The sequence below is a fragment of the Candidatus Sysuiplasma jiujiangense genome (genome assembly GCA_019721075.1).
GTDB classification, from domain to species: domain Archaea; phylum Thermoplasmatota; class Thermoplasmata; order Sysuiplasmatales; family Sysuiplasmataceae; genus Sysuiplasma; species Sysuiplasma jiujiangense.
This window is the reverse complement of the sequence record JAHEAD010000016.1, coordinates 20,761-45,623: the sequence shown is the minus strand read 5'-3', so window position 1 is coordinate 45,623 and position 24,863 is coordinate 20,761. Positions and strand designations below refer to the sequence as shown.

Here is a 24,863-nt window from a genome sequence, read left to right as displayed (position 1 = left end):
TTGTGGTGCTGTATGCGGTATCCGCGCCTCCTCAGCTCCCTGAACAGGAGGCGTGCGCCCAGCCGTGTTTCGTTCCAGACAGTGTCTATCGCATCCCTCTCCTCTGCTGTGAGCGGTGCCGATGCCTTCCTGCCAGGATGTTTCAGCACAGGATAGCTGCCTGTCCTCCTGTACTGTGCAACCAGCTGCCTCACCCTCCTCGTGGTGACGCCATACTGTATGGCGATGCGTGATACAGACCAGTCTTTCCTGTGGACGATATGATTGCAGATGAAACGGATTTGTGTTTCATTGAGTTTGGCCACAGGGGTTATGTGAGGGGGGTGAAATAATTGTTGTACTCGACAGCATACTGGACTCATGAAAACAATTTAATAAGAAGACCGGGATTAGCCGTTCCGGTATTTTGGGGGATGCGACAATAAGCGCAGTATTTCTGGTGAATGTACCGAAGGGGTGCTGAATACGGCGATGGAGACTTCTGACAAAGGTATATACGTTAGAAAATCCAGCGGCCTTACAAAGGAACTCGGCTCATTTGACTCATTTTCAATGGCACTGATATCTCTTGGTCCCGGTCCGGCCTTTGCCCTTTATCTGGCTGTGCTTTGGCTGCTTCCCGGAACAAATCTCCTTTATGCAACTCTTCTGGGTGCTGTTATCGGCGTTCCGGTCACTGCAGTTTACATCTACATGTCGACCAAGATGCCCAGATCCGGCGGAGAATACGTCTTCGCCTCGAGAAATATGGGAACATTCTGGGGGATAGTGTCGTCAGTTTCCAGACTTGTTAATGCGTCGATATACGGAGGTGTTCTGGCTGTCTGGTTTGTCACTCTCAGCCTTGTCCCTGCGCTTGCCGCCACGGGTTTTATACTCAACAATGCTGCGATGGTCAACCTTGCCAACGCTCTCAGCACGCGTACAAGCATCATAGCAGTGGCCGAAGTGCTTGTGATAATTCTTGCACTGCTCTACATTTTTGTCAAGCCGAAAACAGCATTCAGAATATTCGAGGGTTTTCTGATACTTGAACTGATAGGGCTGATAGTGACGATTGCACTGCTGTTTGCTGCCGGCCCGGTCGGATTCAAAAGCGCGTTCAATTCTCTTGCCACCAAGAACGGTTTCGGCGCCCACTACTACCAAACTGTTCTCAGCGCCGGCACCAAACAGGGATTCGTTTCAGGCTCAAGCCTGTCACAGACAATTCTTTTTGTGCCGTTTATTTTCGCGTTTTATTTCATGTTTATAACATCCCCCAGTTACATTGCCGGCGAATTCACGAGGTCGACCAGAACCATCAGGGCAGGTACATGGATAGCTTATCTCCTTGCGTTTGTGTTTGCGATTCTAATAATCCTGGCATTTGTGTATGCGGTCGGCATTAACTTCCTGAATGCATCTGTCGGTCTGGCTTCGACGGGCAGCCCTGTCTGGAAGTTTACCTCGCTGTTTCCTGGACTGACCACATACCCGCTTGTCGTTGCGAACGGCAATGCAGTTCTTATCGCACTGGTAGATCTGGGCTCGATAGCATGGTATATCGCATGGCTCATACTCGGACTCTACATCTTCTCGCGATACACGCTTGCAATGTCCATAGACAGACTGCTTCCGCTCGGAATGTCAAATGTCGGGAAAAAGTCACATTCCCCCTACCCCGGCATAATAGCGGTAACTGTTATCAGCATGATTCTGATTCCTGTCTACGAGATATTTGAAGGAGGTTTCTACGGGCCGCTCACTTATCTTCTCTTTATACTGCCGATGATAACTGTTGCCCTTACATCCGTTTCCGCTGCTTTTTACGGAATCCATAACAAGGACATCAGGGGTATAGTCATCGGGCTTATTGCAACAATTGTTACACTCGTCTCGGCCGTAGTCCTTTCATTCCTTCCGACAATCGGCCTGGTGGCCGGAACCACTCCGTCTGACATCTCCGACATCATAATAGTGGGCATTTTCGTTGTCTCCCTTGTATGGTACGCTGTCCTGAGATCATATTTCAGGAAAAAGCACGGCATGGACATACGCGCTATATTCAAGCCGTTGCCCCCTGATTGACGCCGCTTCGGATGCAAAAACTATTAATCACATCCTGATCTAAAGTAAAGTGCAGGCCGCCCAGCCTGACATCTAATTTAAACGGTAGCGTACAGAACATGCCGGTACACAAAACAGTCAGACTTTCCAATCAGGAGCTTGCGGATGCCGCTTCCGATATAGTAAAGGCTGCGGAGGCTGAAGGTATCACAATCAGGGTGACCGGCGGACTCGCTGTTTATATAAGGAGTGCTCCCGATGAGAGGACAGTTTCACTGTACGCCAGGATGAACAGGCTCGGGGCAGAAGGACCGGATTTTGGCGACATTGACTTTGTGGGCCTCTCCGGGCAGGAGACGGCTGTTCAGCAGTTTTTCATTAGAAAGGGTTATGATTCCGACAGGTACGTCAATGCCCTCTTCTCAGGTTCACGAAACATGTTCATAAACAGGGAACATGGATTTCATGTCGATGTCTTCTACGATGCATTGTGCTTCAGTCATGATGTAATTATATCGGACAGGAGCAGGAACAGGCTTTGCACAAAATCAGTTACACTGCTACCGACAGATATACTGCTGAGCAAACTGCAGGTCCACAACATAACAAGAAAAGATCTTCTGGATCTGATGATACTTCAATTATGCCATAATTTCTCCACAACAGACGAACCCGATGCAATAAACCTGAATTACGTCTCGTCACTGCTGTCAGATGACTGGGGCTTCTATTTCGATGCAATCAGCAATCTCGCGAAAGTGAAGGATCTTTCCGCCCTGTTGCTGTCGGAAAGGGTTATTGACGCAGACATTCATGACGAAGTGATGCGCAAAACCGATGTGCTGCTCAGCAGCGTTTCTGAATTTCCGAAGACGAAGAACTGGGAGAAAAGATCGAGGAAGGGAACCAGAAAGATCTGGTACAGGGAAGTAGACGAGATTTGAGGAAGTGGTGGCATGAAGAAGGAGACAACTGTTTTTTACGTGACCGACATACATGGTTCCAACGTCTGCTTCAGAAAATTTTTGAATGCAGGAAAGATTTACAATGCGGATATACTGGTGCTCGGAGAAGACATAGGCGGGAAGTCCATCGTTCCCATATTTGAGTCAAGCGCGGGTTACTTCTATTTCAACGGTGACAAAAACATCAGTATAAACGGCGGAGTGGAACTGGAAAAACTGAAGAAGGAAATCTCTGACAGGGGAAGCTACCCGTATGTCACTGCTGAAAGTGACTGGATGGAACTTACCGCCGATCCTGCCAGAATGTCCGCAGTGTTCAACAGACTTATGGTGGAAAGACTGGAGGAATGGCTTGATCTTATGAGGGAGCGTGAGAGGGAACGCCCGATAATAGCAAACATCGGAAACGACGATCCGCCGGATCTGCTTAAGACACTGCAGTCGCACGAGAAGGGCAACCTGTTCGTTCCAGAAGAAAAGGTGGTGCAGGTTGACGGATATAATATCGCCGGTCTGAGCTTTGTCAACATGACACCCTGGAAACTTCCGGGAGACCTTCCTGAGGAAGAACTTCATAAAAAGGTGATGTCGCTGATGGACAGCATGACCGACCTCGATCATGCAATATTGAACTTCCATGCCCCTCCGTATGGAACATCGCTGGATGTCGCCGCGAAACTTGACGATAATTTACGGCCGGTTACAGTTTCCGGCAACGTGCTGACGGAACATGTCGGCTCGACATCCATACGCGAGGCGATTGAACGCTACCAGCCTCTGATGGGGCTTCACGGTCACATACACGAATCAAAGGGGGCCGAAAGGATAGGCAGGACATGGGTTTTCAATCCGGGCAGCGTATATTATTCCGGCACTCTTCAGGGGTTGCTTGTAAAACTGACGGACAACAAGGTTAAATCGTACATTTTTACAAGCGGCTGATGCAATGCGGAATAGCCGTACACAGGCTGATAATACAAGTGCTGCACCGGAAGTGTTGCTGTCCTTGTGACGTTATAAAATGCTCCGATAACCAGAACATGAATCACAGAATTCTTTAATATCAACTGCGGCATCCCATTGTCATGAGACAGATAGATGCATTGAAATCCCCGAGATTCACGCAGGTGTCCACATTCGCAAGGCTGCCAGTCACACGCGATCTGGATGACATTAAGGCATTGTTTGTCGGCATACCGTTTGATGACGGAACAACCTACAGGACCGGTGCGAGGTTCGGCCCCTCCGCGATACGCCAGGGGTCCAGACTTCTGAGGCCGTATAACCCCTTTGTCGGCACGTATCCATTTGACACGCTGAATGCGGCAGACTATGGGGACATAGACATTATTCCCGGTTACATCTCCGATACAATGGAGGTGGTCCAGAAAGAGATATCCGGAATCATAGCGGGTAAAAAGACCATTCCCTACATAGGGGGAGGAGACCACTCGATAACTCTTCCGGTCCTTCGATCAATGCATGGTGAATACGGCAGGGTAAACCTTGTTCATTTTGATTCGCACTATGACTTCTGGGATTCTTACTGGGGTAAAAAGTACACGCATGGCACCTGGCTCAGAAGGGCCGCAGAGGAAAATCTTCTCAAGGATATAATTCAGGTTGGGATCAGGGGTTCCCTTTTCTCTCACGAAGATCTGGAACAGCCTGATAAACTCGGTATTTCCAGTTTTAATATCCGGGAGGTCAAGTACTCGCCCGACAGGGTGCTGAGGCGTATAAATTCCCTCAAAGGAAAAACGTATGTTTCGATTGACATTGACGTTGTCGATCCGGGAACAGCGCCGGGGACGGGAACGCCGGAAATCGGAGGTTTCGGCGGTTTTGAAATACTGGAATTTCTGCGCAGAATGGACATCGATATCGCCGGTTTCGACGTAGTCGAGGTCTCGCCGCCGTATGATGTCAGTGAACTGACTGCCATGACTGCGGCCAATCTGATATATGAAATGATGAGCCTGCAGTCTGCAAGACTTGAAAAGAAGACAAAGCCGGCGCGGAGGTAAAACCTCCGGTACCCCCAGTGAAGCTCCTGCATGGCGGCAGTATCAGGCAGAACCACATTTCCAGGGTGAAATACATAGACATCCAGACAAGAATAAGGAAACTGGCACGAGACAGCGTGATCAGGGCAGAGGAAGAGACCTATTTTTATCCCCGCGGCAGCGGGAAGCTAAAGTTCAACGACAACACAAGCCCGTTTGGTCCTTCGCCGGCAGTCCGTAAAATCATGGATTCCAGGGTAGTTGACATAATAGGCGGCGACGCTGAATCAGGATATTATCCGGATCAAAATGCATCCGAGCTGCGGAAACTGATTGCTGCCAATGAAAATGTTGCGGAAGAGTGCGTTGTCGTGGGTGCAGGTGCAGATGAAATAATAGACATGATTTTCCGGGTATTCGTAAATCCCGGGGATGTTGTGTGTATTCCTACACCCTCATATTTCATGTATGATCACTTTGCACTGATCAGTTCCGCGAAAGCGGTGCATCAGAGGCTGGGAAAGCCGCCGGTGATTCCGTTTCCCGCCGATGCCGGCTCGAAATTGTATGTTATATCGAACCCTAATAACCCTGTAGGGACGCTATTCCCGGTTGAACGTATACTCGAGCTGCTCGCCTCTTTCCGGGGTATTATGGTTGTGGATGAGGCGTATTCAGAATACGCGGGCGTGACGCTTGTTCCTCACATACAAAATTTCCCAAATCTTGTGGTGGTAAGGACATTTTCCAAGATCTATGGTCTGACCAATTTCAGGATTGGCTACAGTATCTCGGTCCCTGAAATTGCCGGTCAGATGCGAAAAGTGAAAAATCCGTTCAATGTTTCAACCGTTTCACAGAAACTTGCAGCCGAGGCTGTAAAGGACCAGCCGTACGTAAAGAAGATAAGAGAGCTTGTGGGCCGGGAAAGGACAAGAGTAAGGGAACGGCTGCGGGCGCTGGGGATCGCCACATTTGACAGCGACGCCAACTTCGTGCTGGCCGAAGTTGGCCCCGGGCGCGATATGATCGCGGACGCACTTGAATCTGACGGTGTTTATTTCAAGCGCATCTCAGACCCCGATTATGGAAATTGCCTCAGGCTGACCATAAGGAGTCCGGACGAAAATACGGAGATGCTCTCAAGATTTGAAAGGGTTCTTTCCCGTTTTGCCTGATGCGCAGTTCACAGGGAAACCTTCAGTCTTCTGTCTTTATCCAGATTGTTGTAGACATTGGGTCTTCTTGCCTTTTCAACAGCTGAAAGATCCATTTCGACCGTAATTTCGCCTTCACCTCTCTTCAATCCGCTGAAATTTCCGTACGGATCGGCCACTCCGCTGTGTCCTTCAAATACTGCACCACGCTCAGTTCCGACCCTGTTAGCTATCGCTGTGAACACGCCGTTGGAAAATGACTGGGCGATTGCAAGATGAACAAAGGAAGGCGTTTCCCGATCCATGTATGTGGGCTCTTCCGCCCATGCCATGGGGCAGAGTATTATGTCTGCGCCGCCTGAAAGCATGAGACGCGCCAGTTCCGGAAACTGAAGATCGTAGCAGATCTCGATGCCTACTTTCGCATCGCCATAGCTGACGATCAGGCTTTCGATCCCCTCGTCGAATATCTGCGTCTCCTTCGCCCAGAGATGTATTTTTCTGTAAATGTCTACTTTGCCCTCCGATATGGCAAATGCGGAATCGAACACACGCCTTCCGTCTAGTTCTGAAAAACCTCCAGCAATCAGCTTTCCGTTGCCTGCAGATATCTCTGCAAGACCGGACAGCGCCCCGACGGTATCCGAATGGGGAATTATTTCTTCCCGGCTGTCAAAATTGTATCCGGACGAATATAGTTCCGGAAAAACAATTATATCCGAGTCGCACCGGCGCGAGAATTCTTCCATCCTCGCCCAGTTCAGCTGTTTTTTTCCAAACGAAGGACTCCACTGCACTACAGTAATCTTCATCATCCCGGCCATACCTGCATCATTCTTCATAACTGTTGCCACCCTCCCTTCACTGGTTACCTAACGAGCGTGTGTATTTTCACCCAGCGTATCAGTGCAGCCCCGGATATGGAGCCTGGGGCCGGTCTGGATTTCAGTAAACAGCCGCAAGTGCCTGAGGCGGCAGCGCGATCCGACGCAGTGCATTCCTCTGCGATTTCGCTCTTTTCATCGGGCTGCACTGCGTGTCTTGTAGAAGTCACAGTCATTTCTTAAGTTCCTTGACCAGTGCCGGCGCGACCTTGAATATGTCGTCCACTATGCCCACATTTGCGACCTTGAAAATCGGCGCATCTCTGTCCTTGTTGACGGCAACAATAAAATCGCTGCCGGACATGCCGGAAAGGTGCTGTATCGCTCCGCTTATCCCGAATGCCATGTAAAGCTTCGGCTTTACGGTCTTGCCTGAAACGCCAACCTGCCTGCCTTTCGGAAGCCAGCCGCTGTCTATTACCGGTCTCGAGCCGGCAAGCACTGCTCCGTCTATCTCCTTTACCAGCTCCTCGAATGCAGGCAGATTCTCCTTCTTTTCTATCCCTCTTCCGACGGAGACTATGATCTTCGCCTTCTCTATATCGACGTCCTCCCTGGGCGGAATTTCATATCCTTCCACACGTGTTCTTGCCTTCACGCTTTCCATATCTATGTTCAGTTCGGTTGTTTCCGGTCTTCCGCCGCCGCACGGTTTGCTGATGCCGGGTCTGGCAGTCAGGATGCATCTGCCTTCGACACTGAAATCAGCCTCCAGTTTCCCTCCATAGAGCTGTCTCCTGGCGACGACAACGCCATCCTTTATTTCCGCACCCGTGCAATCGGAGACCAGAGGAACATCGATTGCAACCGAAAGCCCCGGGTAGAGATCCATTCCCAGCGAGGTGTACGGCGCAATGATCAAGTCGAATTCTTTTTCACTGACTACCCTGCTTATTGCAAATTTGTAGGCATCATAGGTGTAATTCCTGAGCATGCCGTTCCTGACGATGAGCAGTTCATCCGCATCCACCTCCGATAATGTTCTTACACTCGACGACAGCGCGTCTCCCATGAGCAGTACGGCCACTCTGCCGTTCCCGCCTGCGAGTTTCCTGGCAAGTGTTATGTTCTCAAGCGTAGCATCCTTCAGCACGTCATCTCTCTGCTCGGCAACCACAATTATTCTGCCCAACAGCATCACCTCTGAAGAAGCCCCTTTTCCCGCAGCATCCTGACCAGCTGCTGCGCCTCTTCCTCCGGCTTTCCCTGCAGTATCAGTGCGCTGGATGACTTTTCTTCGGGGAACGAAATGGAAGTCCTCCTGACTCTGTTCCACTTCTCCAGGTCCGCGTCTGAAATCTTCAGTTCAGACAGATTTGGCTGCCTGATTTCCTTTTTGGTCGCTGCAATGATCCTGCTCAGCGATGCGTATCTCGGCGTGTTTATTCCAGTCTGGGTGCTTACAAGGCAGGGAATCTGGATGTGAACGACTTCCTGAACTCCCTGCTCCAGGTCTCTTCTCACCCTGAATGCCTTCTCAGCGTCAGTTTCCAGCGAAGTTATGAGTGTCGCATGCGGTATTCCAGTCAACTCTGCAACCATGGGGCCGAGCCTGCTTGAGGCGGTATCGGACGATTGCGAACCGCACAGAACAACATCCGGGCTCAGTTCCGAAACGATTTTTGCGATAATTCTCGCCTTTACGGCATCATCCCATTCGCCATATGACGGATGCAGCAGCATTATGCCGATGTCAGCCCCCTTTGCATAGCACTGGCGCATTACCTGCGTAACTCCTTTCCTGGCAGACTCCTCCCCGAGCATCACGACAGTGACGTCCCCTCTGCTCTTCTCTTTCAGCTTCAATCCCTCCTCGAGTGCGTAATCATCCTGTTCGTTTATGACGTAGTTCAGCTCGCCTTTGTCAATGTCATTTCCCTTTATTGACAGTCTGACGTTCCTGACTTCAGGTACTGCCTTCACTAGAACAACTATCTTCAAGCCCTGTCACCCGGGTGTCTTAACGGCATGTAACTTAAAACTGTTGTCAATTTTGTGAATTCAGTTGTGCGACAGAGTGGCATGAGCCCGCGATATCAGTCTTCTGCTCATGGCCGTCTGTTCATGAAGGCGTTGCGGTTTGCAGTCTCAACCCGGCAGGTAGGGCTGTGCAATGCCACTGATTTAGGGCAGTTCTCAAAAACCGCCGCGGCAGGCCGGTGGAAAACATGTGCCACTTTGTCAGCACATTGCCAACATGTCAGGCATGTGGTTTATCTGCCGGCAGACATGTTCTCGACACATTTAAGTAAACACCCTGTCTACTATACCAGCGCTGCCGGCGCATGGAGTGTGAGGCTGTAAGATGAACGTGCTGCTTCCTTCGGAAAGTGAGACAGGTTTGATAAGCAACATTTCCAGAGAATTCGAAAAATCAAGATATTATACTGTCGCAGAAATAATAGACGGTACTGTAGCGGGCACACTGGTCAGGACCGGTTTCCCTTCCCCTCCACAGCCGGAAAAATGGATATCTATTGCCCGAAAGCTGAAGGTGGATGTAGTCGTGGCAAACTCCATCTCGGAGGACACGGCCGCCGCGCTCCGATCCGCAGGTATAAGGGTGGTTCCCGGAGCAAAAGGGCTGACGGGCATGTTTGTCGACTGGATTGCAAACCTGGGTGTTGATGATTTCGAACTGAAAATCAGGGAAATGAACGCACCGCCGCCGGTTGCGCCGAAACCGCAGCAGAAGGCTGTTGCGCCGCCTGTCCAGACGCCTGCAGACAAAGCACCTTCAGACAGAAAGGACGCAGTTCCTTCCGGCACCGGGCAGTCTCCCCCTTCATCACAGGCTAAAAATTGAACGTGCCGGTTAGAGTGCTCCTTGCCAGGGCCCGTTGTTTTAACCGGTTGCGGCCCGCATCTCCCTGGTGAGCTTCCTTATTCCATCTTCAACCTCAACGAAATTGTAATCCCCTATGACAGTGCGGAGAAGCCCTGTATCTGCCCTGGTGAGTTGCTGATAGCTTGATAGCGGATTCTTCACAAACTCCTTGTTTTTTCCGTCGATTATATCCGCGATCCGTCCGTATTCTATGGTTCTGCCCGTTCCGACATTGACAGCCCCGGTCAGGGGTGAGGATGAAAGCATCAGCGTTATTCTGGCCACATCCGAGACATGTATGAAATCTCTTGCCTGTGTTCCGTCGCCGTAGACTTCCAGTTTTTTCCCGGCCATGGATGCCGAAATGAACTGTGACATGATGCTTGCGTAATTCCCCTTCCGGTTTTCACCGCTCCCGTACACATTGAAATAGCGCAGGCCGAGCGTGCTGACCCCGAAAACCTCTGCGTATGTCCTGGCGATCATCTCGTTCATCATCTTCGTTTTTGCATAGTGATTTGACTGCATGCTGAACGGAATGACGCTGCCCTCGGAAAAGGAATCCAGATAGATCGCGGCACTTGAGGCGTACACAAATCTGCTGCACCTGTTCTTTACGGCGGCATTTATTGCGGTCCTGAAGCCGTTGATGTTCACGTCAACGCTGTAATCTGTGTTTTTCTCGAACTCCACGTTTGAAGTGACGGCTGCGAGATGGATGAAATAATCGCAGTCCCTGGACGCATTCTCCACCGTTGCCGCATCCCTGATGTCGCCTACTGTTATCTCCGCATCCCTGATGGCCTTATCGCAATGCGCAAGTCCCGAAACATCATACCCCATCTCCGCTGCCATCGCTGCAAGATGGGTGCCGATAAAACCGCATACGCCGGTTATGAATATTTTTTTGCTCATTGAAGGGAACATCATCTGCGGCTGCTTAAAATTGTTCTCTGCCTGACATGGTCCGGGATGGTCAGCGCTCACTGCGACTGTTCACTGAGGCATGCTGAGACGCTGCGGGTCTGCAGGCTCAGCAGTTTTAAGCCACTGTCTTTGCGCCGGGAAAGTGTCTGCAGGTGCAACACGGTCACACGGACATGCCGGATACAACTTTCCCGATTTGCTGTTCCACCGATATGCCTCTGAGCTCTTCGAATCTGTTCCTCATCTGCGCCCCGATCGCTGTGGAGTAGATGTGCGCAAGGACCGGAGAAACATCGCTCCCCACTGCTGTGAATCTGCCGTCGATTGACATGAATCTCTCTTTCAGGCCGGGGCAGTGGTAATACCGTATGTTGGATGTGAACTTCTCGTTGGAAAGCATGCTCATCATCTGCTCTCTGTCGTTACGTGATGTGGTTGCCAGAAGTTCGCCAGGAGGCACCGATGTGATCAGGTTTATTTTCACATTTCTGCTCATTTTGATGTAGCTTGTAAATCTTCTGTCAAGGAAATTGGACTTTGAAAAGCAGAAAAGTATCTCCCTGGAGGCATTCATTATTTCTGCAATCTGCGCCTTTCTGATTTCTTCCAGACCTGAAAGCATTTCTATCGATGGACTGCCCTGTCCTTCAAGCCTCAAAACGGGGATGGAGGAACAAACCTGCCTCGTCCATGTGTCCCTGAAAATGTGCTGTGAATCCAGCGGGCCGGAAAGAAGTTCCCTGATGAGCGGAATGATGAGGTATTCGTCAATCACCTCACCGAGGGGTGTCAGCGAGTACCTCTTAGGTCTTCCTCCAAGGTTCCTCAGAAAACCCTTGTTTTCAAGAGAATTCAGGACAAAATAGACCTTTCCGTAGGGTATCTCTCCAAGTTTCATTGCCTCCCTGTAATCGAATGTGTCAAGACCGCTGGATATCATTGCGCTTACTATTTTTTTCTCATACCCGGTAAGGCCAAGCCTCCGAAGCGGGCTGTCATCATTCATCCTTTGGCTCCCCATGCCGCAACAGCTCATTGAGTTCGTTGTCTGCCGGTCGATACAGGAAAAGCAAAGCCCATATTTATACAACTGCAATGTTAAGTAAGGCAATTAAATTGGAATGCAGTTAGCCACTCAGGCACGGGAAAGTCTGACCATCATTCTCCGGTCATCCTGGCACCTTCCTGCCAGTGCAGAATGCGGAATACACCCGGCTCCGGACCGATTCGAACGGTCATCACCTGGTTAACAGCCAGATATCTTGCCCATTGGACTACGGAGCCATAAATCCGAATTGAAGCAAACATCACTAATATTAATTACCTTTTGGAATATTCTCCGGACCTGCTAAGGCAAAATGGCTTAATTCTGCCTGTTCCTGGTCCAGGTTGTTGACATGATAGACAAATTGGATGCTGAAATATTGGCCCTGTTAAAGGAAAATGCGCGGATGCCTGTCTCTTCCATCGCTGAGAGACTGGGAATAGGCAGGGGAACCGCCAGGCAGCGCATATCCAGCCTGCGGAAGGAGGGAATAATACGCCGGTACACGGTGGATATCGATGAAAGCAAGCTGAGTGAATCACATTCTGCATTCATTCTAATCTCGTTCATGCCTGGACTCGCAACGCAGAGGGAGGTAGCAAACAGGATATCCGCCATACCCGGCATAAAGGAACTGTACCTGATATCAGGCGGATGGGACATGATTGCGAGGGTCAGCGCCCAAAGTCTGCAGGAACTGGGCAACATTGTGATCGACAAACTCAGATCGATAGAGGGCGTAAATAGGACAGAAACATGTTCCATCTTTGACACAGTCAAGAGGAATGGGTAAGATGAAAAAAATCGACAGGGATGAGGTTAACAGGCTGGCAGATCTTGCAATGCTTCCCTTAAACACGCAGGACATAGCTCTCTTCACCGATGAAATGAACACTATACTTGATTTTTTCTCGGCAGTTGAAAAATTCAGTGCAGGGGATGGTGAGACACGAACGGATAAGGCCGGCCCGAGAAATGACGGGAATTGCACCTCGTCCGCCGAGGAGGCGGATATGGTGGTAGGCAACTTCCCGGCAAAGGAGAGCCGGCTGCTGCTTGTCCCCAGGGGCTCTGAATGACCCAACCCGGCGGTGACCTCAGCCGAAGGCTGAACCTCATCTACAGGGAAATTGAGAGAAATGATTTCAACGTGTTCATTACGCTCTGCAGGCCGGCGCCGGTGACCTCAGCCGGAGGCAGCCTTGCAGGCACAATCTTCGGGATCAAGGACAACATTGCCGTCAAGGGGGAGAGACTCACCTGCGCTTCCAGGCTGCTGGAAAATTACGTGTCTCCATATGACGCCACACTTGTTTCCCGGCTGAGATCCAATGGCGCAGTGATTCTTGGAAAGACAAACATGGACGAATTCGCCTGCGGCTCCTCCGGGGAGAATTCTGCGTTCGGGCCTGCATTGAATCCCCTTTTTCCGGGAATGGTTCCAGGAGGCAGCTCGTCCGGTTCAGGCGCTGCTGTTGCGGCCGGACTGGTTGATGCCGCGTTCGGTTCCGATACTGGCGGATCGGCAAGATGTCCGGCCGCATTCTGCGATGCAGTCGCATTCAAGCCGACCTACGGGCGCATATCACGCCACGGCCTGGTGGACATGGCCATGAGCCTCGAGACCCCCGCTCCCGTTGTTCCGAGAGGTAAGGTCCCGCTGCTCGCGGAAATAATGGACGCTGTCAGCGGCTACGACGAGCATGATCAGACGACTTATTCATTCCGGAGAACGGATTGTGTCAGAAAACTGAACGATTTTGATTTTGAAGGAGCTGACATTTCCATACCCGCGAACCTTGTCAGGTTCTGCAGTAGTGATGTGGCCGCAGCATTCCGGAAAGCAGTCGAGGCAATGAGGCGAGCAGGCAGCACGGTCAGCGAATTCGATTTGAAAAATGCGCCCATGCTGCTTCCGTCATATTATATTACAATGTACTCTGAATTTTCATCCGCCATGCAGCGTTTCGACGGCCTGAGATACGGAACGAGAATGGGAGCCGGCGGCATCGCAGAAATAATGAAGGCATCAAGATCCCTGCTCGGCAGGGAAGTCAGAAGGAGAATACTGCTCGGAACATACATCACTTCCCTCGAAGGGAGGAGCGAATGGTATGAAAGGGCTGTGAATGCAAGAAATGAGGTAAGGGAGGAGGCTGAGGAGATACTCGGCACGAGTGACATGATCGTCATGCCTACAATGCCCGTAACACCTTACCCGTTTGGAGAAAAAACATCCGACCCTCTGCTTATGTACGCTACCGACGTGCTCACGGTACTCGCAAACGTCTGCTCCCTCCCGGCAGGAAGTCTGCCTGTTGACCATGGTATCGGAATACAGCTGATCGGCAGAAGAGGAAAGGATGAAGAGGTTGTTTCGGCAATGAACCGCCTGCAGGGGCTGGTCTGACATGCAGACCCCCGTCTCCCTGAAAGTGGGACTCGAGATACATATTTACCCGAAGACCGGGTGTAAAATGTTCTGCAGGTGCAGTGCCTCATTTCTCGATGCACCGCCGAATACAAACATCTGTCCTGTCTGCACCGGCCAGCCAGGATCCAAACCGATGCCGCCCAATCTCTCCGCTCTGACAGCCGCACTGCAGATTTCTGACATCTTCGGAATGAGCCTTTCGCCCTATCCGGTCGTGACGCTGAGAAAGCATTATTTCTATCCTGATTTGCCAAGCAATTATCAGCGGACCTCGGGTCCTGTTGCAACAGGCGGAAGGATTGGCAGCTGCCGGCTGCGCGAAATTCATTTTGAAGAGGATCCGGGGCAGTATGACATTTCAAAGGGGAAGGTCGATTTCAACCGTTCGGGTGTACCGCTACTCGAACTGGTAACGGAACCGGACATCGCCAGTGCGGCAGAGGCAAGACGGCTGCTTGTGGACCTCCTGTTCGCTCTTGAGTATCTGGAGGTGTCCAGGGAAGAGATGCCTTTCAAGGTGGACACGAATATTTCGCTGAACGGCGGCAGAAGAGTTGAGATCAAGAACATCAATTCCCTGAACGGTGTCGTGAAATCGGTCGAGTATGAAACGGAGCGGCAGCTTTCGGTCATTGAAAGCGGAGGTACCGTCGAACAGGAGACAAGGCATTTCGATCCCATTTCGGGCACAACCGTATCCCTCAGATACAAGGAAAGCGTCGAGGATTACAGGTATCTGCCAGATCCCGACATACTTCCCGTCGATGTTTCCGGGCTGGATTACGTGAGAAGGGAGAATCCTTTTCTCATTCTCAGGAAAATGACGGATCATGGCGTGCATGAGCCTGATGCAAGAACTGTTGTGGTGGACAGGAACCTTCTGCGCCTCTATGAGTTCCTGGCCGCCAGGACTGATCCGAAATTTGCATCCGTTTTCGTGGCCAGGGATGTCAAATCGGAACTCAACTACAGAAGCCTCCCTTCCTCGTTCTTACCGGGGATACAGGAAGGCATACTGCAAATAGCGTCGAACTACAGCCTCTCAAAACTTTCAAACCAGAACGCCACACTATTGCTCCGTGCACTCTTCGACGGCAGCCCCATCGAAGCAAAGCTCCGCGATTTTACTGAAAACTGGTTCGGCCCGGAACACATTGCCGAAACTGTTGCAAAGGTTATATCTGAAAATACGGACGCCGCAGAAAGGTACCGCCAGGGGAGGAAGGAGGTAATTAATTTTCTTGTGGGTCAATGCATGAGGCGTCTTCACGGAAAGGCAAAGCCGGAAGAGGTAATGAGAGAGATTGCGAAGGCGCTTGACGGTATTCAGCGATGACACCCGTCGCCATAACCTTCCGTCATGATTCCAGAAAGAACATCATCTCGCCGTTCAGGCAGTCAAACGAGGCAACGGTGCCGTTTCCAGCATAAAATGACACCGAGAGGGGAACGCCCTGCGATGCAGGCGGCAGAAACGGCGAAAGCTGGGGCAGAAACGACGATGGCGAATACGAGAGCCTGCTGATGTTGGGCATATTACCGTTGAAAAAGTAATTCCTCACGCTGCTGTCGTTAAGCAGTGCTATTGCAGAATCGAGCGATATGATGCCGTCTCCCTGCGCCGTGCGCTGAGCCGCGCTGACCGTTGTGTTTCTGCCCGAAGCAGTGACCGTGCCGTTGGAATCGGCGACAAGAACGGCGTAACCAGCGCCGTCGGACAGGTTGCCCATCACGAAATACCATGAAGCATGCGTGAAATTGTATGTGCCGTTGATGAATACAGCGTCAGGATTGGCCACGATGAATGAGCCAAGGCCGGTGCCGTTGACCGCCAGGCTGTACGCCGTCGTCAGATTAAGGCGGAGCAGGCCGCCTGAAACATCCGGCACCCTGCTTCCCGCTTTCCAGAGAGTGTAATTGGCGCCGGCATTCTCCATGATTCCGCTTTCAGCGGAAGAAATGTAGCCGCTGCCACCTTCAAACGCCGTCCGCTTCATGCCGAGGAAAAATTCAACATTTGTGCCGTTGAGCTCAAAACTGTAGCTTGTTGCCGAAACAAGAGGATAAGGAGACAGTTCGTCCATGGTTAGCGTTCTCTTCAGCGATCCGTTCCCCGTTATTGTGAGGTTAAGCATCGGGTCGTTCAGGGAAGGTATCAGGGCGGTAGCATTCCAGCCATAGCCGCCGTATGAGCCGTAGAGACCAGTTTCAAGTACGGATGGCACATGCGAAACGTACTTTGTCAGCGCCTGCCCTGTCAGCTGGAAGATGCCTGATCTGCTGAGCGCGCTAAGTTCCATTATCTGCGAGAGCGTTCCGTTGCCGATATAACCGTATGCCACCGCCTTCAGACTGAGATTGTCAATTATCGGTACGCTCAGCCCTTCATAGTCCGCATTCAGCGATATGCTGCCGTCCACGGTCTGGCTTACTGCTGCGTTGTTCTCAGCACTGTTGAAGGTGCGAATGAGCAGGCGGGCCTTCATCGACATTGAAATATTGAGCGCTGTTCCAGCGGCGAAACCGATTGCAAATCCGCTTCCGTTCAGAAATACCGTCTGTCTGATTTCATATGAATTGTGCGTGAAGCCCATTCCGTCCGTTGAATTGAGGGATGCGTTTCCAGTGCTGATATCCGCCGTCCCGTTCAAATGCAGGTCTATCGAGTCGACAGTTATGGACAGGTTCAGCCCGCTGTACGTGTAGTTACCGGAAAAAATGCCGTATGGATTTTCCGCTTTCATGCTGCCGTTTGTTATTGCGTACGAAGCGCTGTCCCCGTAGCGCATTGCGGGAAGCTCATAGTAGGACGGGAGTATCCTTACGCCTGACGTAACCTTTCCTGTTTCGCCGTTCCTGCTGTAGGTGAGCGTGATGGTGTACACCCCCGGTTTCTGATAAGTGTGCTGCGAGGAGACAAGCGTGGTGCTGTTCCCGTCGCCATAATTAAGTGACAGGCCGCTGAATTCGCCCGCGGTCGAGCCAAACGGAAAGATCACCGTTACCCTGACGGGATTTCCCGACAGTGCAGTACCCGGCGAAATTTCGAGGACCGGCTTTGCCAGATATCCGGAAACCACCGCCGCCGAACCTGCGGCGATAACAGCCAGGACGATTACAGCTGCGATCGTCTTCAGCAATTTTCCTGCAGGCACATGCCCATCTCCCTCCGCCCGTTCTGCAGGCGGCTCACGTAAACAGATGAGAAATCAATTCCTACTTAAACAATAACACATTCATGGGTGCCTGCCTTTTTACCGGAGAATACAAACAAATATCATGCCGGATGCTATTTGACAGCCGAAATGTCATCCGGATCCAAAAAAATGGTGCTGCTTGATTTCGTCCTTCTTATCTCTGTGACCTCCGTTTTTATTGTCCTTGCCACCTATGTCGGATATCTCCGGTACGCCAATTTCTACACCTCCGACTGGGACTTCGGAATAATGCAGCAGATGCTCTGGTCAACAGTCCACGGAAAACTTCTCTTTGAGACCGCGGATCTCTCAACAACCGGCTACACGACATATCTGGAGGTCAACAGCGCATATGTGGCAATACCTGTGGCGTACATCTATTCTCTCGACCAGGGGGCCTTCTTCCTGCTCCTCATCCAGTCATTTGCCGTAGGCATATCCTCTGTCCCTGTCTACCTCCTGGCGCGGAAAAGCGCAATGTCGAGGGCGGAGGCTGTGCTGTTCGCGACACTCTTCCTCTTCAGCATGGCCACGCTGTCCAGTATCTTCTATGACTTTCACTGGGAATCCTTCATTCCTGCTGAATTCCTCGCCTTCTACTACCTGATGTCCGTCCGCCGATACAGATGGGCGCTGATTCCGTTTGTCATCGGCTCGCTGACGCTGGAGGTATTCCCGCTGCTCGCCGGCGCAGTGGCCATTTATTTCATATCTGAAAACGGTTTTGACACAGCCTTGAGGGAATGGACAGAAAAGAACAGGACATTCCTGTCGTTCCTGGTGCTCTCAGGCATTGCTTTTGTCCTGATTGAGCTGGTGAGGGTGTTCGTCATCGAAAGGGTATTCGGTCTGCTGAGCAGTTCATTTGCGTCTTCGCTGAATGCATACTTCATTTCACCCTCGCTGACGCCTCTCACGCTCGGAAAATCGCTGATATACTGGCTGCTGCTCCTTCTCACACTCTCATTCCTGCCGCTGCTGAAACCTAAGTCGCTCGTCATGAGTCTTCCATGGTTTGTCGAGTCGGTATTTCTTTATTCCAAATTCTCTCAGAATTTCGGATATCAGTACGGTTTCATAGCACTCCCCCCCATGTTCGTTTCTGCCGTAATGGGATACACCAGTCTGAAAGAGAAAGGCGGCTATGCTTTTGTGTTTCTGCCGGCCTCCTTCCTCGCCCTCTCGGCCGTTTTCTACGCCAGGGATCTTGGCATTATTCTCCTGAAACCTGTCGATTACCTGCCAGTACTGCTGGCATTAATTGCCGCGGCTGTCCTTTTCCGCTTCCTCATTTCGCCCGTTACTGCATCGAAACTCCATCCGCTTTTACGCAGGCTGCCTGATCTGGGCGAGAGCCGCCTGAGGAAGTTTTCCATACTCCTCCTGACCTCGCTGATAGTCTTCAACCTGGTTGTCGGACCGCTCAATACGCAGAATTTTTCGGCAAACATAGGCTTCAATGTGCGTTACTCCGCGAGCCCGGAATTTTCAGCGATCCGGAAGATGGCTGCAATGATACCTGCAAATTCATATGTGCTCGCCAGCGACAATCTCTTTCCCCTGGTGGATCAGAATTTTCATGCCTATTCCTCGATGTGGCTTCCGTTCAATCGCAGCTACATGCCTTTTCTCCCCTTCAGCTCCTCTGATCTGCCCGAATATGTTTTTGCCGACTCGTACGAGATGCAGCTGCTCCCCCCGTTTGTCCTGTCCGCATTGCGTAACTCCACCATATACGGTGTGGTCGCCTACCTGAACAGTTCCTCATATCCGGGAGATACGTATCTTTTCAAACTCGGTTATTCCTCTTCTCCGGTCGTATTCTCCGCCGTGCCGTCCGCCTGAAGCTGACCGCCTGAGGCTGACTGCCGTGGCATGCGTCAGCCCCAGGGCATGCCATGTGTCTCTGGATGTGGGGGGGGGGGTCAACTGGACGCACAAAAGATCAGGGCGTTCCGCTCACTGAATCGGCACCCTGAGGCGCCATACGAAACCTTCGCTTCCGATGTAATTTGCTGCGAAGCCGAATATTGTTCCCACAAAGTTGGCTGCAAGATATTCGAAATGGACGAAAACAAGCATTCCCAGTATCGCTATGTTCAGCAGTGCACCTGCAGTTGTTACGAAATTGTATCTTAAAAGTCCTCTCAGGAAGCCGCATCTCATCTTTTTTCTGAAAGTCCAGTAATTGTTCATTATGAAATTGGAGACGATTGAAGCCTCCACCGCAACCGCCGATGCCAGCAGCAGCGGGGCATGCGGTTCAAAGAGAAAAAGCAGGCTTTCGTTGATGCCTATGCCGATTGCACCGACGATTACGAACTTGACCGTTCTGTAGTCCGAATACCTGAAGAGGAGAGCAATAAACCGCAGCATCTCCGTGAATCCGAGTTTACTCCTGCCTGAATGCCGTTCGCCGAAATCAAACGGTATTTCGGATGCCTCGACCTGGTTCCTTGCGAGTATTTCGAGAAGCACCTTGTAGTTGTTAACTCCAATGGTGCCCGTATCCACAGAACCCTTTTCAAATATGAAGTAGCCGGAAAGGGGGTCCGTGATGTTTCTCGTTCTCGGCACGAAGAAATGTGCAAGCGCTGTGGCGCATTTCGAAACGAGTCCCCGAAGGAAGCCCATGTCTGTTTTTGAGTTCTCCGCATATCTGGAGGCTATTACAAGCTCCTTCCCCCCTCTGGCTTCGTGCAGCAGCTGCGGAAGAAGCTCAGGCGGGTGCTGCAGGTCGCTGTCCATTACTGCTATGTACTTTCCTCCGGCGACAAGCGCCGCATCCCTGACCGCTGTGTCAATTCCTGATTTTGACGGCCGTTCAATCAGCCTGAGGTTGCCATAACGCGCCATCATGCGCCTGACTGCATCTGCTGTTCCATCGCCGCTGTTGTCATCCACAACTATAATATCACAGTCAAGGTTCAGCCTCTCTATCCTCTCTATTACCAGCGGCAGGTTTTCCGCCTCATTGAATGTGGGAAGGACAACCGTCAACTCTGTCATGTTAACCACTCCTGATACTGAAATTGTAGAATGTTGCCGAAACCGGTACGTCTGAAGAGAGCGTACATACTAGGTACATAAATCTTACGCCATGCATCGGCCAGTGCTCAAATTCCGCGAGGCTTGCAATCTGGCTGAAGTAGATGGCGGTCTGGTTGGTGCGTATGATTATCGAATCCGGTCCCGGGCTGGAATATGAGAAGTAAACGGAGCTGTTGTATTCAACGAGTATGTGCTCGGTATTGTTGCCGAAGGCAAACAGTGCTCCGTAAACAGCACTTCCTGTGTTTGTGCTGCCGCCGTCATTCACGGAAAGGGAGTACGACAGTATGTAATCAGATGAAGCAAGCGAGCTCAGATTGATTCTGTCGTTCGCTATTGCGGCCTCTGCGGGTATATGCCTGTTCGCTGCCATGCCAAGCGTGAGAGTGATCCTGCCCGGTGTATATACGTATGACGCACTGGTCCCTGCGTTCCGCTCGAATTCCCAGCCTGCCGGCAACATCGAGCTGAAGAATGTAGCCCTCTGCATGAGCGGATTCTCCATCGGCACCACTGAGATATTTTTGCTTCCGGCAGAATAATAGGATGCCTGGAAGCTGCCGTAGTATGCGATGAGCCTGAATCCCGTATTCACAGGGACGTAGTCGATTACCGTGTCAGGGAATATCTGCAGCGTTGTGTTTCCCCTGCCCACGTGCGGCGACCGGGCACTCCAGAGCATACCGTTAGCGCTCACGAGGGGACCGTTGATCAGAACCCTGAAAAATACCGGTATACTCTGCGGCATTCCTGCGGCCGGCAGATAACGCATTGTAATGTTCATCGATGTAATGCTGTAAGGTATATCAAACGGGTCTCCGAATGATTCTATTCCTGTGATCTCAAGGGGGTTATGCAGTGCGGCAGCGTAACCGTAGCCGGCGACAATGCTGCTTCCGAGAATCATCAGCAGTACTGCCGCCGCGCCCGCCTTCCGTTTCCTCAGATTTGCTGCCGCTGCTGCAACTTTCCGTCCGGCTCCCCTCCAGTCCCGGGGCACCGGCTTCATACCGTAAACAGCCTGCATCACATCAGGGAAAACAAGAAGTATGAGAAATGGCCAGTAGACAAGGTAGTTGAGCAGGAGCCTGTAGTAGAAAACGAAAGCTATGACCGGAAACGCAAAGAATGCATAGCGCAGTTCGCCGTAGTATGTGACGTAAAGTGCGAACAGCCCTGCGATGATTATTACCGGAACGGCATAGAACACAAGTTTTGACATCGGAACAAAGCCGGCGAACGATATTATCGAGGGACCAAGTCCTATACCGATTATGGGCTGGCTTGCTACTCCGGCAACGCTGAAAAACCAGGAGTGCGGGTTCATTAAAATGAAAGGCAGATTGGTGAGCAGAAACGACAGCGTTCCGGCCAGAACAAATTCACCCGTAAGCTTCGTGCTTCTGCTGTTCTCCATGTAGATGAAATACAGATAGAATGGAAGAATCGCCGCCGCAGTCTGCTTGCTGGAAAGACTCAGCCCGTAGAGGAGGCCGCTCAGCCATGGCCTGTTTCTTGATACGTATGAGGCTGAAAGAAAGAACAGCCAGATGATCTCCGTGAGTCCGCCGGCTGTATAGTATATCCAGTTGAAATTAAGGAAAAGGACAAAAACAGCATACGGAAAAATAATTGTAAAATCAGACCGTCTGTAGTAAAAGAAGAGCAGTGGATAGGAAGCAAGGTTGAAAAACACGAGAACATAGTTGCTGTGTACCCATCCAAGCGCGCCGGGCAACATGAGCAGGACCGAGAGTCCGGGATAGTTGAGGCTGTGAACAAAGCCGCCCGTCAGCAGTGGTGTCAGATAATAGAAAGATACATGGTAGAGCTGGAATACGCCGACCATGTTTGCCACGACATACGGATCTATGCCGTTCAGGGTGAGGTGTGCAGCATATGTTTCAATCGCAATTTCATCCGTTCCGAACAGCGGTGCGGTAGCGACTATTCCGGCAAAAAGCGCTGTCATGCCGGAAAGCAGAATGACCAGATAGGCATTTTCCATCTTCCTGCTGTCTGTGTCTGTAAATGCTGCAAGAACGAGCAGCACGCCGGAAATGATGAGAAGGGACCAGACGGCAACGGCTGTTTCCAGACCGGATCTGACGGGTGCTGACCACAGACCTGCGGCAAACGAGATAAAGAAAACTGCCAGCAGAACCCATGCGGATTTGTTCAGCGTCTTTTTAAGGAGGCCGGTCCTGCCGAAGAATGTCTTCCTTCTCCTGCCCTGAGTTGGGGGCCTGACCAGCGCCGCTAGAACAAGCAGCACGCCGGAAATGATGAGAAGGGACCAGACTGCCAGAAGCACACCGATGTTCAGATAGCCCGTGCTTGACCACAGCGTTGTCGCGGATGAAATGAAGAATACGGACAGGGCGGCATAGACAAGCCTTTTCATCAGATTCGCGGCGAGGCCGGGTCTCCCGACAACAGTTTTGTCCTCATTCTCTGGCTGAAAAGTCACAGATATGCTATGTCCGGTTCCATTTTAAATGTTTCAAGGCACGGAGGACTTTCAGCTCATTTTGATCAGTGTCATTGTTTCGAGTACGCCGGGAAAAGATCTTATTTCGTCGACTTTCTGGTTCAGCTGTTCGACAGTGTCTGCACTCATTTCCGAGGCAACATCAAATTCGCCGCTTGTCTCATACACGGATGATGAGATTTCCTTCAGCCTCTTTATTACAATCTTCGTCTGATCCAGCTGTGTCTTGATCAGCACAAGGCCGGAAATCTGATTGCTCCTTGTGACTATTGTGAACCTCTCTATAATGTGATCGTTGACCATCTTGGCTATGCGCGCCCTTACACCGCCTTCGGTAAGGTTCACATGCCTTGCGATTTCAACATTTTTCATTCTTGCATTTTCGCGCAGCAGGGAAAGGATCTGGCTGTCGATATCATCGATTACCCTGATTACAACCTTTTTCTGCAGCTCCTTTCCTTCTATTCCTGTCATTCAGGAAGCGCATACATCAATTCTGTATATAATTCATTCTGACAAGGCCTGGCTGCGCTTTAATAGCCGGCAGGTCAGTCACGTTCCTGTGCAGGCACTGTTGGGCCGCGGACCGCCGTGCCGCGGGGACGAAGTGATCATGGACCCTGTCCTTGCGCAATGCTGCGCCGCACGCAAGCTTATCAAGGTGTGAAACCGGCATCTCATGTTATTTATCCGGATGCAGGCAGTCATTAATTCACAGGGCTGGTCTGCTGGTTTGAATTTGCATTTTCAGCTTTCAAGGACGCTCAGGAGACTCATCCTGGCTGTATCGCTCGCGCTTCTTGTTTTCATTGCATCGGCGGTGCTTCCGTTTGTTGCCGGACATGGTATTTCAGTGGAAACTTATTCAGCCCCGCAGACTTCCAGAAGTCCTTCTGCCTTCTATATCAACAGTTCTTTCATCGTGGACAACAGGGCACTGTACTCCCTCAACGGCATCCTGTACTCGCTCAATATAGCAATATCATCAAACGGGACGAGTGTCTACGGTTATTCAAAGGCGCTGCCCGACATTCCGCCTGGCGGCAATGTTTCATACAACGTTTCTGTGCCTGTTTATTACGCCTCGCTTCCAGGATGGTTTCTCGCAGAATCCGCATATTCGGCGATCAACCTGACGCTCTACATTTCGGTCAGCGCTTCGTACGCATTCCGGTTCTTCAATTTCAGGCTGAACCACAGCATGCCTCTCTCCACATCGGCGATGCTCGGTCAGCAGGGTCTTGCATATGCGATCAGCTTTGATAATTGCGTTCAGCAGAAGCACGGTGCGGTTTTCGCTGCAAATTACGGCGGCGTACCAGCCATCATGCCGCCCGTATACGGCTGGAGGCTGCGGTATTGAGCAACTCATACGGTGCCGGAAGGACTGAACAGTTCCACAGGCAGCTGCACTTCGTAAAGGCTGTCCTTTCAGTGGCGGAAGCGCTTTTCTTTCTGATAGTAGTGCCGGAAATATATCTGCATCTTGCCGCTGCTTATCCGGGAGTCAGTCTGGGCGCATCCGCGGGCATGGCCAGTACGGCCCTTTTCATCGGCTCTGTTTTCATAGCTCTCAACTTCGGCGCACAGCTTCTGGGAAATGAAAGGCTCCCGGGCCTCTGCCTGAGGATTCTCTCGCTGATTGCCATAGCGTTCTATCTCGTCGAAGTCCTGGGCAGAGCGTTCACGATTGCTTTTCCGGGCTCCTTCTGGCTGACGGCGAACATCTATCCGGTGACCAGGATACTGGCAATAATAGCGCTGATGAACATCCTGCCTGCGGTCGCCGAGTATTTCGAAGGCAGGAGGCACTTCATCCCCCGGGATTAG

General features: G+C 51.2%; 23 protein-coding genes and 1 tRNA gene. 13 read left to right on the top strand and 11 right to left on the bottom strand.

All coding sequences use genetic code 11. The annotated features are described in order from the left end of the window. Positions 1 to 305, bottom strand: a 305-nt coding sequence (locus KIS29_09065; GenBank protein ID MBX8640470.1) for a hypothetical protein, incomplete at its 3' end; no start/stop codon positions are given. Between the two features lie 166 nt (positions 306 to 471). Between KIS29_09065 and KIS29_09060 the strand changes: the two genes are divergently transcribed. From KIS29_09060 to KIS29_09040, 5 genes are all read left to right on the top strand, one after another. Beyond that, positions 472 to 2,070 carry an amino acid permease gene (locus KIS29_09060; GenBank protein MBX8640469.1) on the top strand — a complete coding sequence of 533 codons (1,599 nt, stop codon included), beginning with the start codon at positions 472 to 474 and terminating at the stop codon, positions 2,068 to 2,070. A gap of 98 nt (positions 2,071 to 2,168) precedes the next feature. Continuing rightward, positions 2,169 to 2,993: a hypothetical protein gene (locus KIS29_09055; GenBank protein ID MBX8640468.1), complete on the top strand. Its 825-nt coding sequence runs from the start codon at positions 2,169 to 2,171 to the stop codon at positions 2,991 to 2,993. Positions 2,994 to 3,005: 12 nt separating this feature from the next. Then, a complete protein-coding gene (locus KIS29_09050; GenBank protein MBX8640467.1) occupies positions 3,006 to 3,956 on the top strand; it encodes a metallophosphoesterase in 951 nt (316 codons plus the stop codon). Between the two features lie 143 nt (positions 3,957 to 4,099). Then, positions 4,100 to 5,041 carry an agmatinase gene (gene speB, locus KIS29_09045; GenBank protein MBX8640466.1) on the top strand — a complete coding sequence of 314 codons (942 nt, stop codon included), beginning with the start codon at positions 4,100 to 4,102 and terminating at the stop codon, positions 5,039 to 5,041. 17 nt (positions 5,042 to 5,058) lie between these two features. After that, positions 5,059 to 6,198: a histidinol-phosphate aminotransferase family protein gene (locus tag KIS29_09040; GenBank protein MBX8640465.1), complete on the top strand. Its 1,140-nt coding sequence runs from the start codon at positions 5,059 to 5,061 to the stop codon at positions 6,196 to 6,198. An 8-nt stretch (positions 6,199 to 6,206) separates the two neighbouring features. Here the strand turns inward: KIS29_09040 and KIS29_09035 are convergent, their stop codons facing one another. The 3 genes from KIS29_09035 to KIS29_09025 all read right to left on the bottom strand — a co-directional run bounded on the left by KIS29_09035 (position 6,207) and on the right by KIS29_09025 (position 9,002). Continuing rightward, complete coding sequence (locus KIS29_09035) at positions 6,207 to 7,019, bottom strand: hypothetical protein (protein MBX8640464.1); 813 nt, start codon at positions 7,017 to 7,019, stop codon at positions 6,207 to 6,209. A 214-nt stretch (positions 7,020 to 7,233) separates the two neighbouring features. Next, entirely contained in the window at positions 7,234 to 8,193 is a 960-nt protein-coding gene (locus KIS29_09030) for an electron transfer flavoprotein subunit alpha/FixB family protein (GenBank protein ID MBX8640463.1), read from the bottom strand. A 5-nt stretch (positions 8,194 to 8,198) separates the two neighbouring features. Beyond that, a complete protein-coding gene (locus KIS29_09025) occupies positions 8,199 to 9,002 on the bottom strand; it encodes an electron transfer flavoprotein subunit beta/FixA family protein (protein ID MBX8640462.1) in 804 nt (267 codons plus the stop codon). Between the two features lie 364 nt (positions 9,003 to 9,366). On the opposite strand from KIS29_09025, the gene KIS29_09020 reads away from it, so the two are divergent. Further along, positions 9,367 to 9,867, top strand: a complete 501-nt coding sequence (locus KIS29_09020) for a hypothetical protein (GenBank protein ID MBX8640461.1) — start codon at positions 9,367 to 9,369, stop codon at positions 9,865 to 9,867. A gap of 39 nt (positions 9,868 to 9,906) precedes the next feature. On the opposite strand, the gene KIS29_09015 is transcribed toward KIS29_09020, so the two are convergent. From KIS29_09015 to KIS29_09005, 3 genes are all read right to left on the bottom strand, one after another. Then, complete coding sequence (locus KIS29_09015; GenBank protein MBX8640460.1) at positions 9,907 to 10,803, bottom strand: NAD-dependent epimerase/dehydratase family protein; 897 nt, start codon at positions 10,801 to 10,803, stop codon at positions 9,907 to 9,909. A gap of 175 nt (positions 10,804 to 10,978) precedes the next feature. Further along, entirely contained in the window at positions 10,979 to 11,821 is an 843-nt protein-coding gene (locus KIS29_09010; protein ID MBX8640459.1) for a hypothetical protein, read from the bottom strand. A gap of 206 nt (positions 11,822 to 12,027) precedes the next feature. Further along, positions 12,028 to 12,099, bottom strand: a tRNA-Asn gene (locus KIS29_09005). Between the two features lie 113 nt (positions 12,100 to 12,212). On the opposite strand from KIS29_09005, the gene KIS29_09000 reads away from it, so the two are divergent. The 4 genes from KIS29_09000 to gatB are packed head-to-tail and all read left to right on the top strand — an operon-like array spanning position 12,213 to position 15,630. Next, a complete protein-coding gene (locus KIS29_09000; protein ID MBX8640458.1) occupies positions 12,213 to 12,653 on the top strand; it encodes an Lrp/AsnC family transcriptional regulator in 441 nt (146 codons plus the stop codon). A 1-nt stretch (position 12,654) separates the two neighbouring features. Further along, positions 12,655 to 12,939, top strand: coding sequence for an aspartyl/glutamyl-tRNA amidotransferase subunit C (locus KIS29_08995; GenBank protein ID MBX8640457.1), 285 nt, complete (start codon positions 12,655 to 12,657; stop codon positions 12,937 to 12,939). Then, on the top strand, positions 12,936 to 14,270 hold the full coding sequence (locus tag KIS29_08990) for an Asp-tRNA(Asn)/Glu-tRNA(Gln) amidotransferase subunit GatA (GenBank protein ID MBX8640456.1): 1,335 nt from the start codon (positions 12,936 to 12,938) through the stop codon (positions 14,268 to 14,270). Before KIS29_08995 ends, KIS29_08990 begins: the two co-directional genes overlap by 4 nt. A 1-nt stretch (position 14,271) precedes the next feature. After that, complete coding sequence (gene gatB, locus KIS29_08985; GenBank protein ID MBX8640455.1) at positions 14,272 to 15,630, top strand: Asp-tRNA(Asn)/Glu-tRNA(Gln) amidotransferase subunit GatB; 1,359 nt, start codon at positions 14,272 to 14,274, stop codon at positions 15,628 to 15,630. Between the two features lie 22 nt (positions 15,631 to 15,652). On the opposite strand, the gene KIS29_08980 is transcribed toward gatB, so the two are convergent. Further along, the gene (locus KIS29_08980) at positions 15,653 to 17,449 is read right to left on the bottom strand and encodes a hypothetical protein (protein MBX8640454.1); all 1,797 of its coding nucleotides are present in this window, start codon (positions 17,447 to 17,449) and stop codon (positions 15,653 to 15,655) included. A gap of 150 nt (positions 17,450 to 17,599) precedes the next feature. Between KIS29_08980 and KIS29_08975 the strand changes: the two genes are divergently transcribed. Next, positions 17,600 to 19,336: a DUF2079 domain-containing protein gene (locus KIS29_08975; GenBank protein ID MBX8640453.1), complete on the top strand. Its 1,737-nt coding sequence runs from the start codon at positions 17,600 to 17,602 to the stop codon at positions 19,334 to 19,336. A gap of 114 nt (positions 19,337 to 19,450) precedes the next feature. Here the strand turns inward: KIS29_08975 and KIS29_08970 are convergent, their stop codons facing one another. From KIS29_08970 to KIS29_08960, 3 genes are read right to left on the bottom strand one after another with little or no spacing between them, the layout of a single operon-like run. Next, positions 19,451 to 20,500, bottom strand: coding sequence for a glycosyltransferase (locus KIS29_08970; GenBank protein MBX8640452.1), 1,050 nt, complete (start codon positions 20,498 to 20,500; stop codon positions 19,451 to 19,453). A gap of 1 nt (position 20,501) precedes the next feature. After that, positions 20,502 to 23,012: a hypothetical protein gene (locus tag KIS29_08965; GenBank protein ID MBX8640451.1), complete on the bottom strand. Its 2,511-nt coding sequence runs from the start codon at positions 23,010 to 23,012 to the stop codon at positions 20,502 to 20,504. Positions 23,013 to 23,063: 51 nt separating this feature from the next. After that, a complete protein-coding gene (locus KIS29_08960) occupies positions 23,064 to 23,507 on the bottom strand; it encodes an Lrp/AsnC family transcriptional regulator (protein ID MBX8640450.1) in 444 nt (147 codons plus the stop codon). Between the two features lie 259 nt (positions 23,508 to 23,766). Here KIS29_08960 and KIS29_08955 point away from each other — a divergent pair, with 259 nt between their 5' ends. Next, positions 23,767 to 24,396: a hypothetical protein gene (locus KIS29_08955; GenBank protein ID MBX8640449.1), complete on the top strand. Its 630-nt coding sequence runs from the start codon at positions 23,767 to 23,769 to the stop codon at positions 24,394 to 24,396. Then, positions 24,393 to 24,863, top strand: coding sequence for a hypothetical protein (locus KIS29_08950; protein MBX8640448.1), 471 nt, complete (start codon positions 24,393 to 24,395; stop codon positions 24,861 to 24,863). Before KIS29_08955 ends, KIS29_08950 begins: the two co-directional genes overlap by 4 nt.

Coding starts and splice junctions, on each gene's coding strand:
- speB (MBX8640466.1), top strand. CDS start 4,100: ATGAGACAGATAGATGCATTGAAATCCCCGAGATTCACGCAGGTGTCC.
- KIS29_08970 (MBX8640452.1), bottom strand. CDS start 20,500: ATGACAGAGTTGACGGTTGTCCTTCCCACATTCAATGAGGCGGAAAAC.
- KIS29_08960 (MBX8640450.1), bottom strand. CDS start 23,507: ATGACAGGAATAGAAGGAAAGGAGCTGCAGAAAAAGGTTGTAATCAGG.
- KIS29_09055 (MBX8640468.1), top strand. CDS start 2,169: ATGCCGGTACACAAAACAGTCAGACTTTCCAATCAGGAGCTTGCGGAT.
- KIS29_09000 (MBX8640458.1), top strand. CDS start 12,213: ATGATAGACAAATTGGATGCTGAAATATTGGCCCTGTTAAAGGAAAAT.
- KIS29_08995 (MBX8640457.1), top strand. CDS start 12,655: ATGAAAAAAATCGACAGGGATGAGGTTAACAGGCTGGCAGATCTTGCA.
- gatB (MBX8640455.1), top strand. CDS start 14,272: ATGCAGACCCCCGTCTCCCTGAAAGTGGGACTCGAGATACATATTTAC.
- KIS29_09010 (MBX8640459.1), bottom strand. CDS start 11,821: ATGAATGATGACAGCCCGCTTCGGAGGCTTGGCCTTACCGGGTATGAG.
- KIS29_09015 (MBX8640460.1), bottom strand. CDS start 10,803: ATGAGCAAAAAAATATTCATAACCGGCGTATGCGGTTTTATCGGCACC.
- KIS29_09035 (MBX8640464.1), bottom strand. CDS start 7,019: ATGAAGAATGATGCAGGTATGGCCGGGATGATGAAGATTACTGTAGTG.
- KIS29_09050 (MBX8640467.1), top strand. CDS start 3,006: ATGAAGAAGGAGACAACTGTTTTTTACGTGACCGACATACATGGTTCC.
- KIS29_09020 (MBX8640461.1), top strand. CDS start 9,367: ATGAACGTGCTGCTTCCTTCGGAAAGTGAGACAGGTTTGATAAGCAAC.
- KIS29_08990 (MBX8640456.1), top strand. CDS start 12,936: ATGACCCAACCCGGCGGTGACCTCAGCCGAAGGCTGAACCTCATCTAC.
- KIS29_09060 (MBX8640469.1), top strand. CDS start 472: ATGGAGACTTCTGACAAAGGTATATACGTTAGAAAATCCAGCGGCCTT.
- KIS29_08975 (MBX8640453.1), top strand. CDS start 17,600: ATGTCATCCGGATCCAAAAAAATGGTGCTGCTTGATTTCGTCCTTCTT.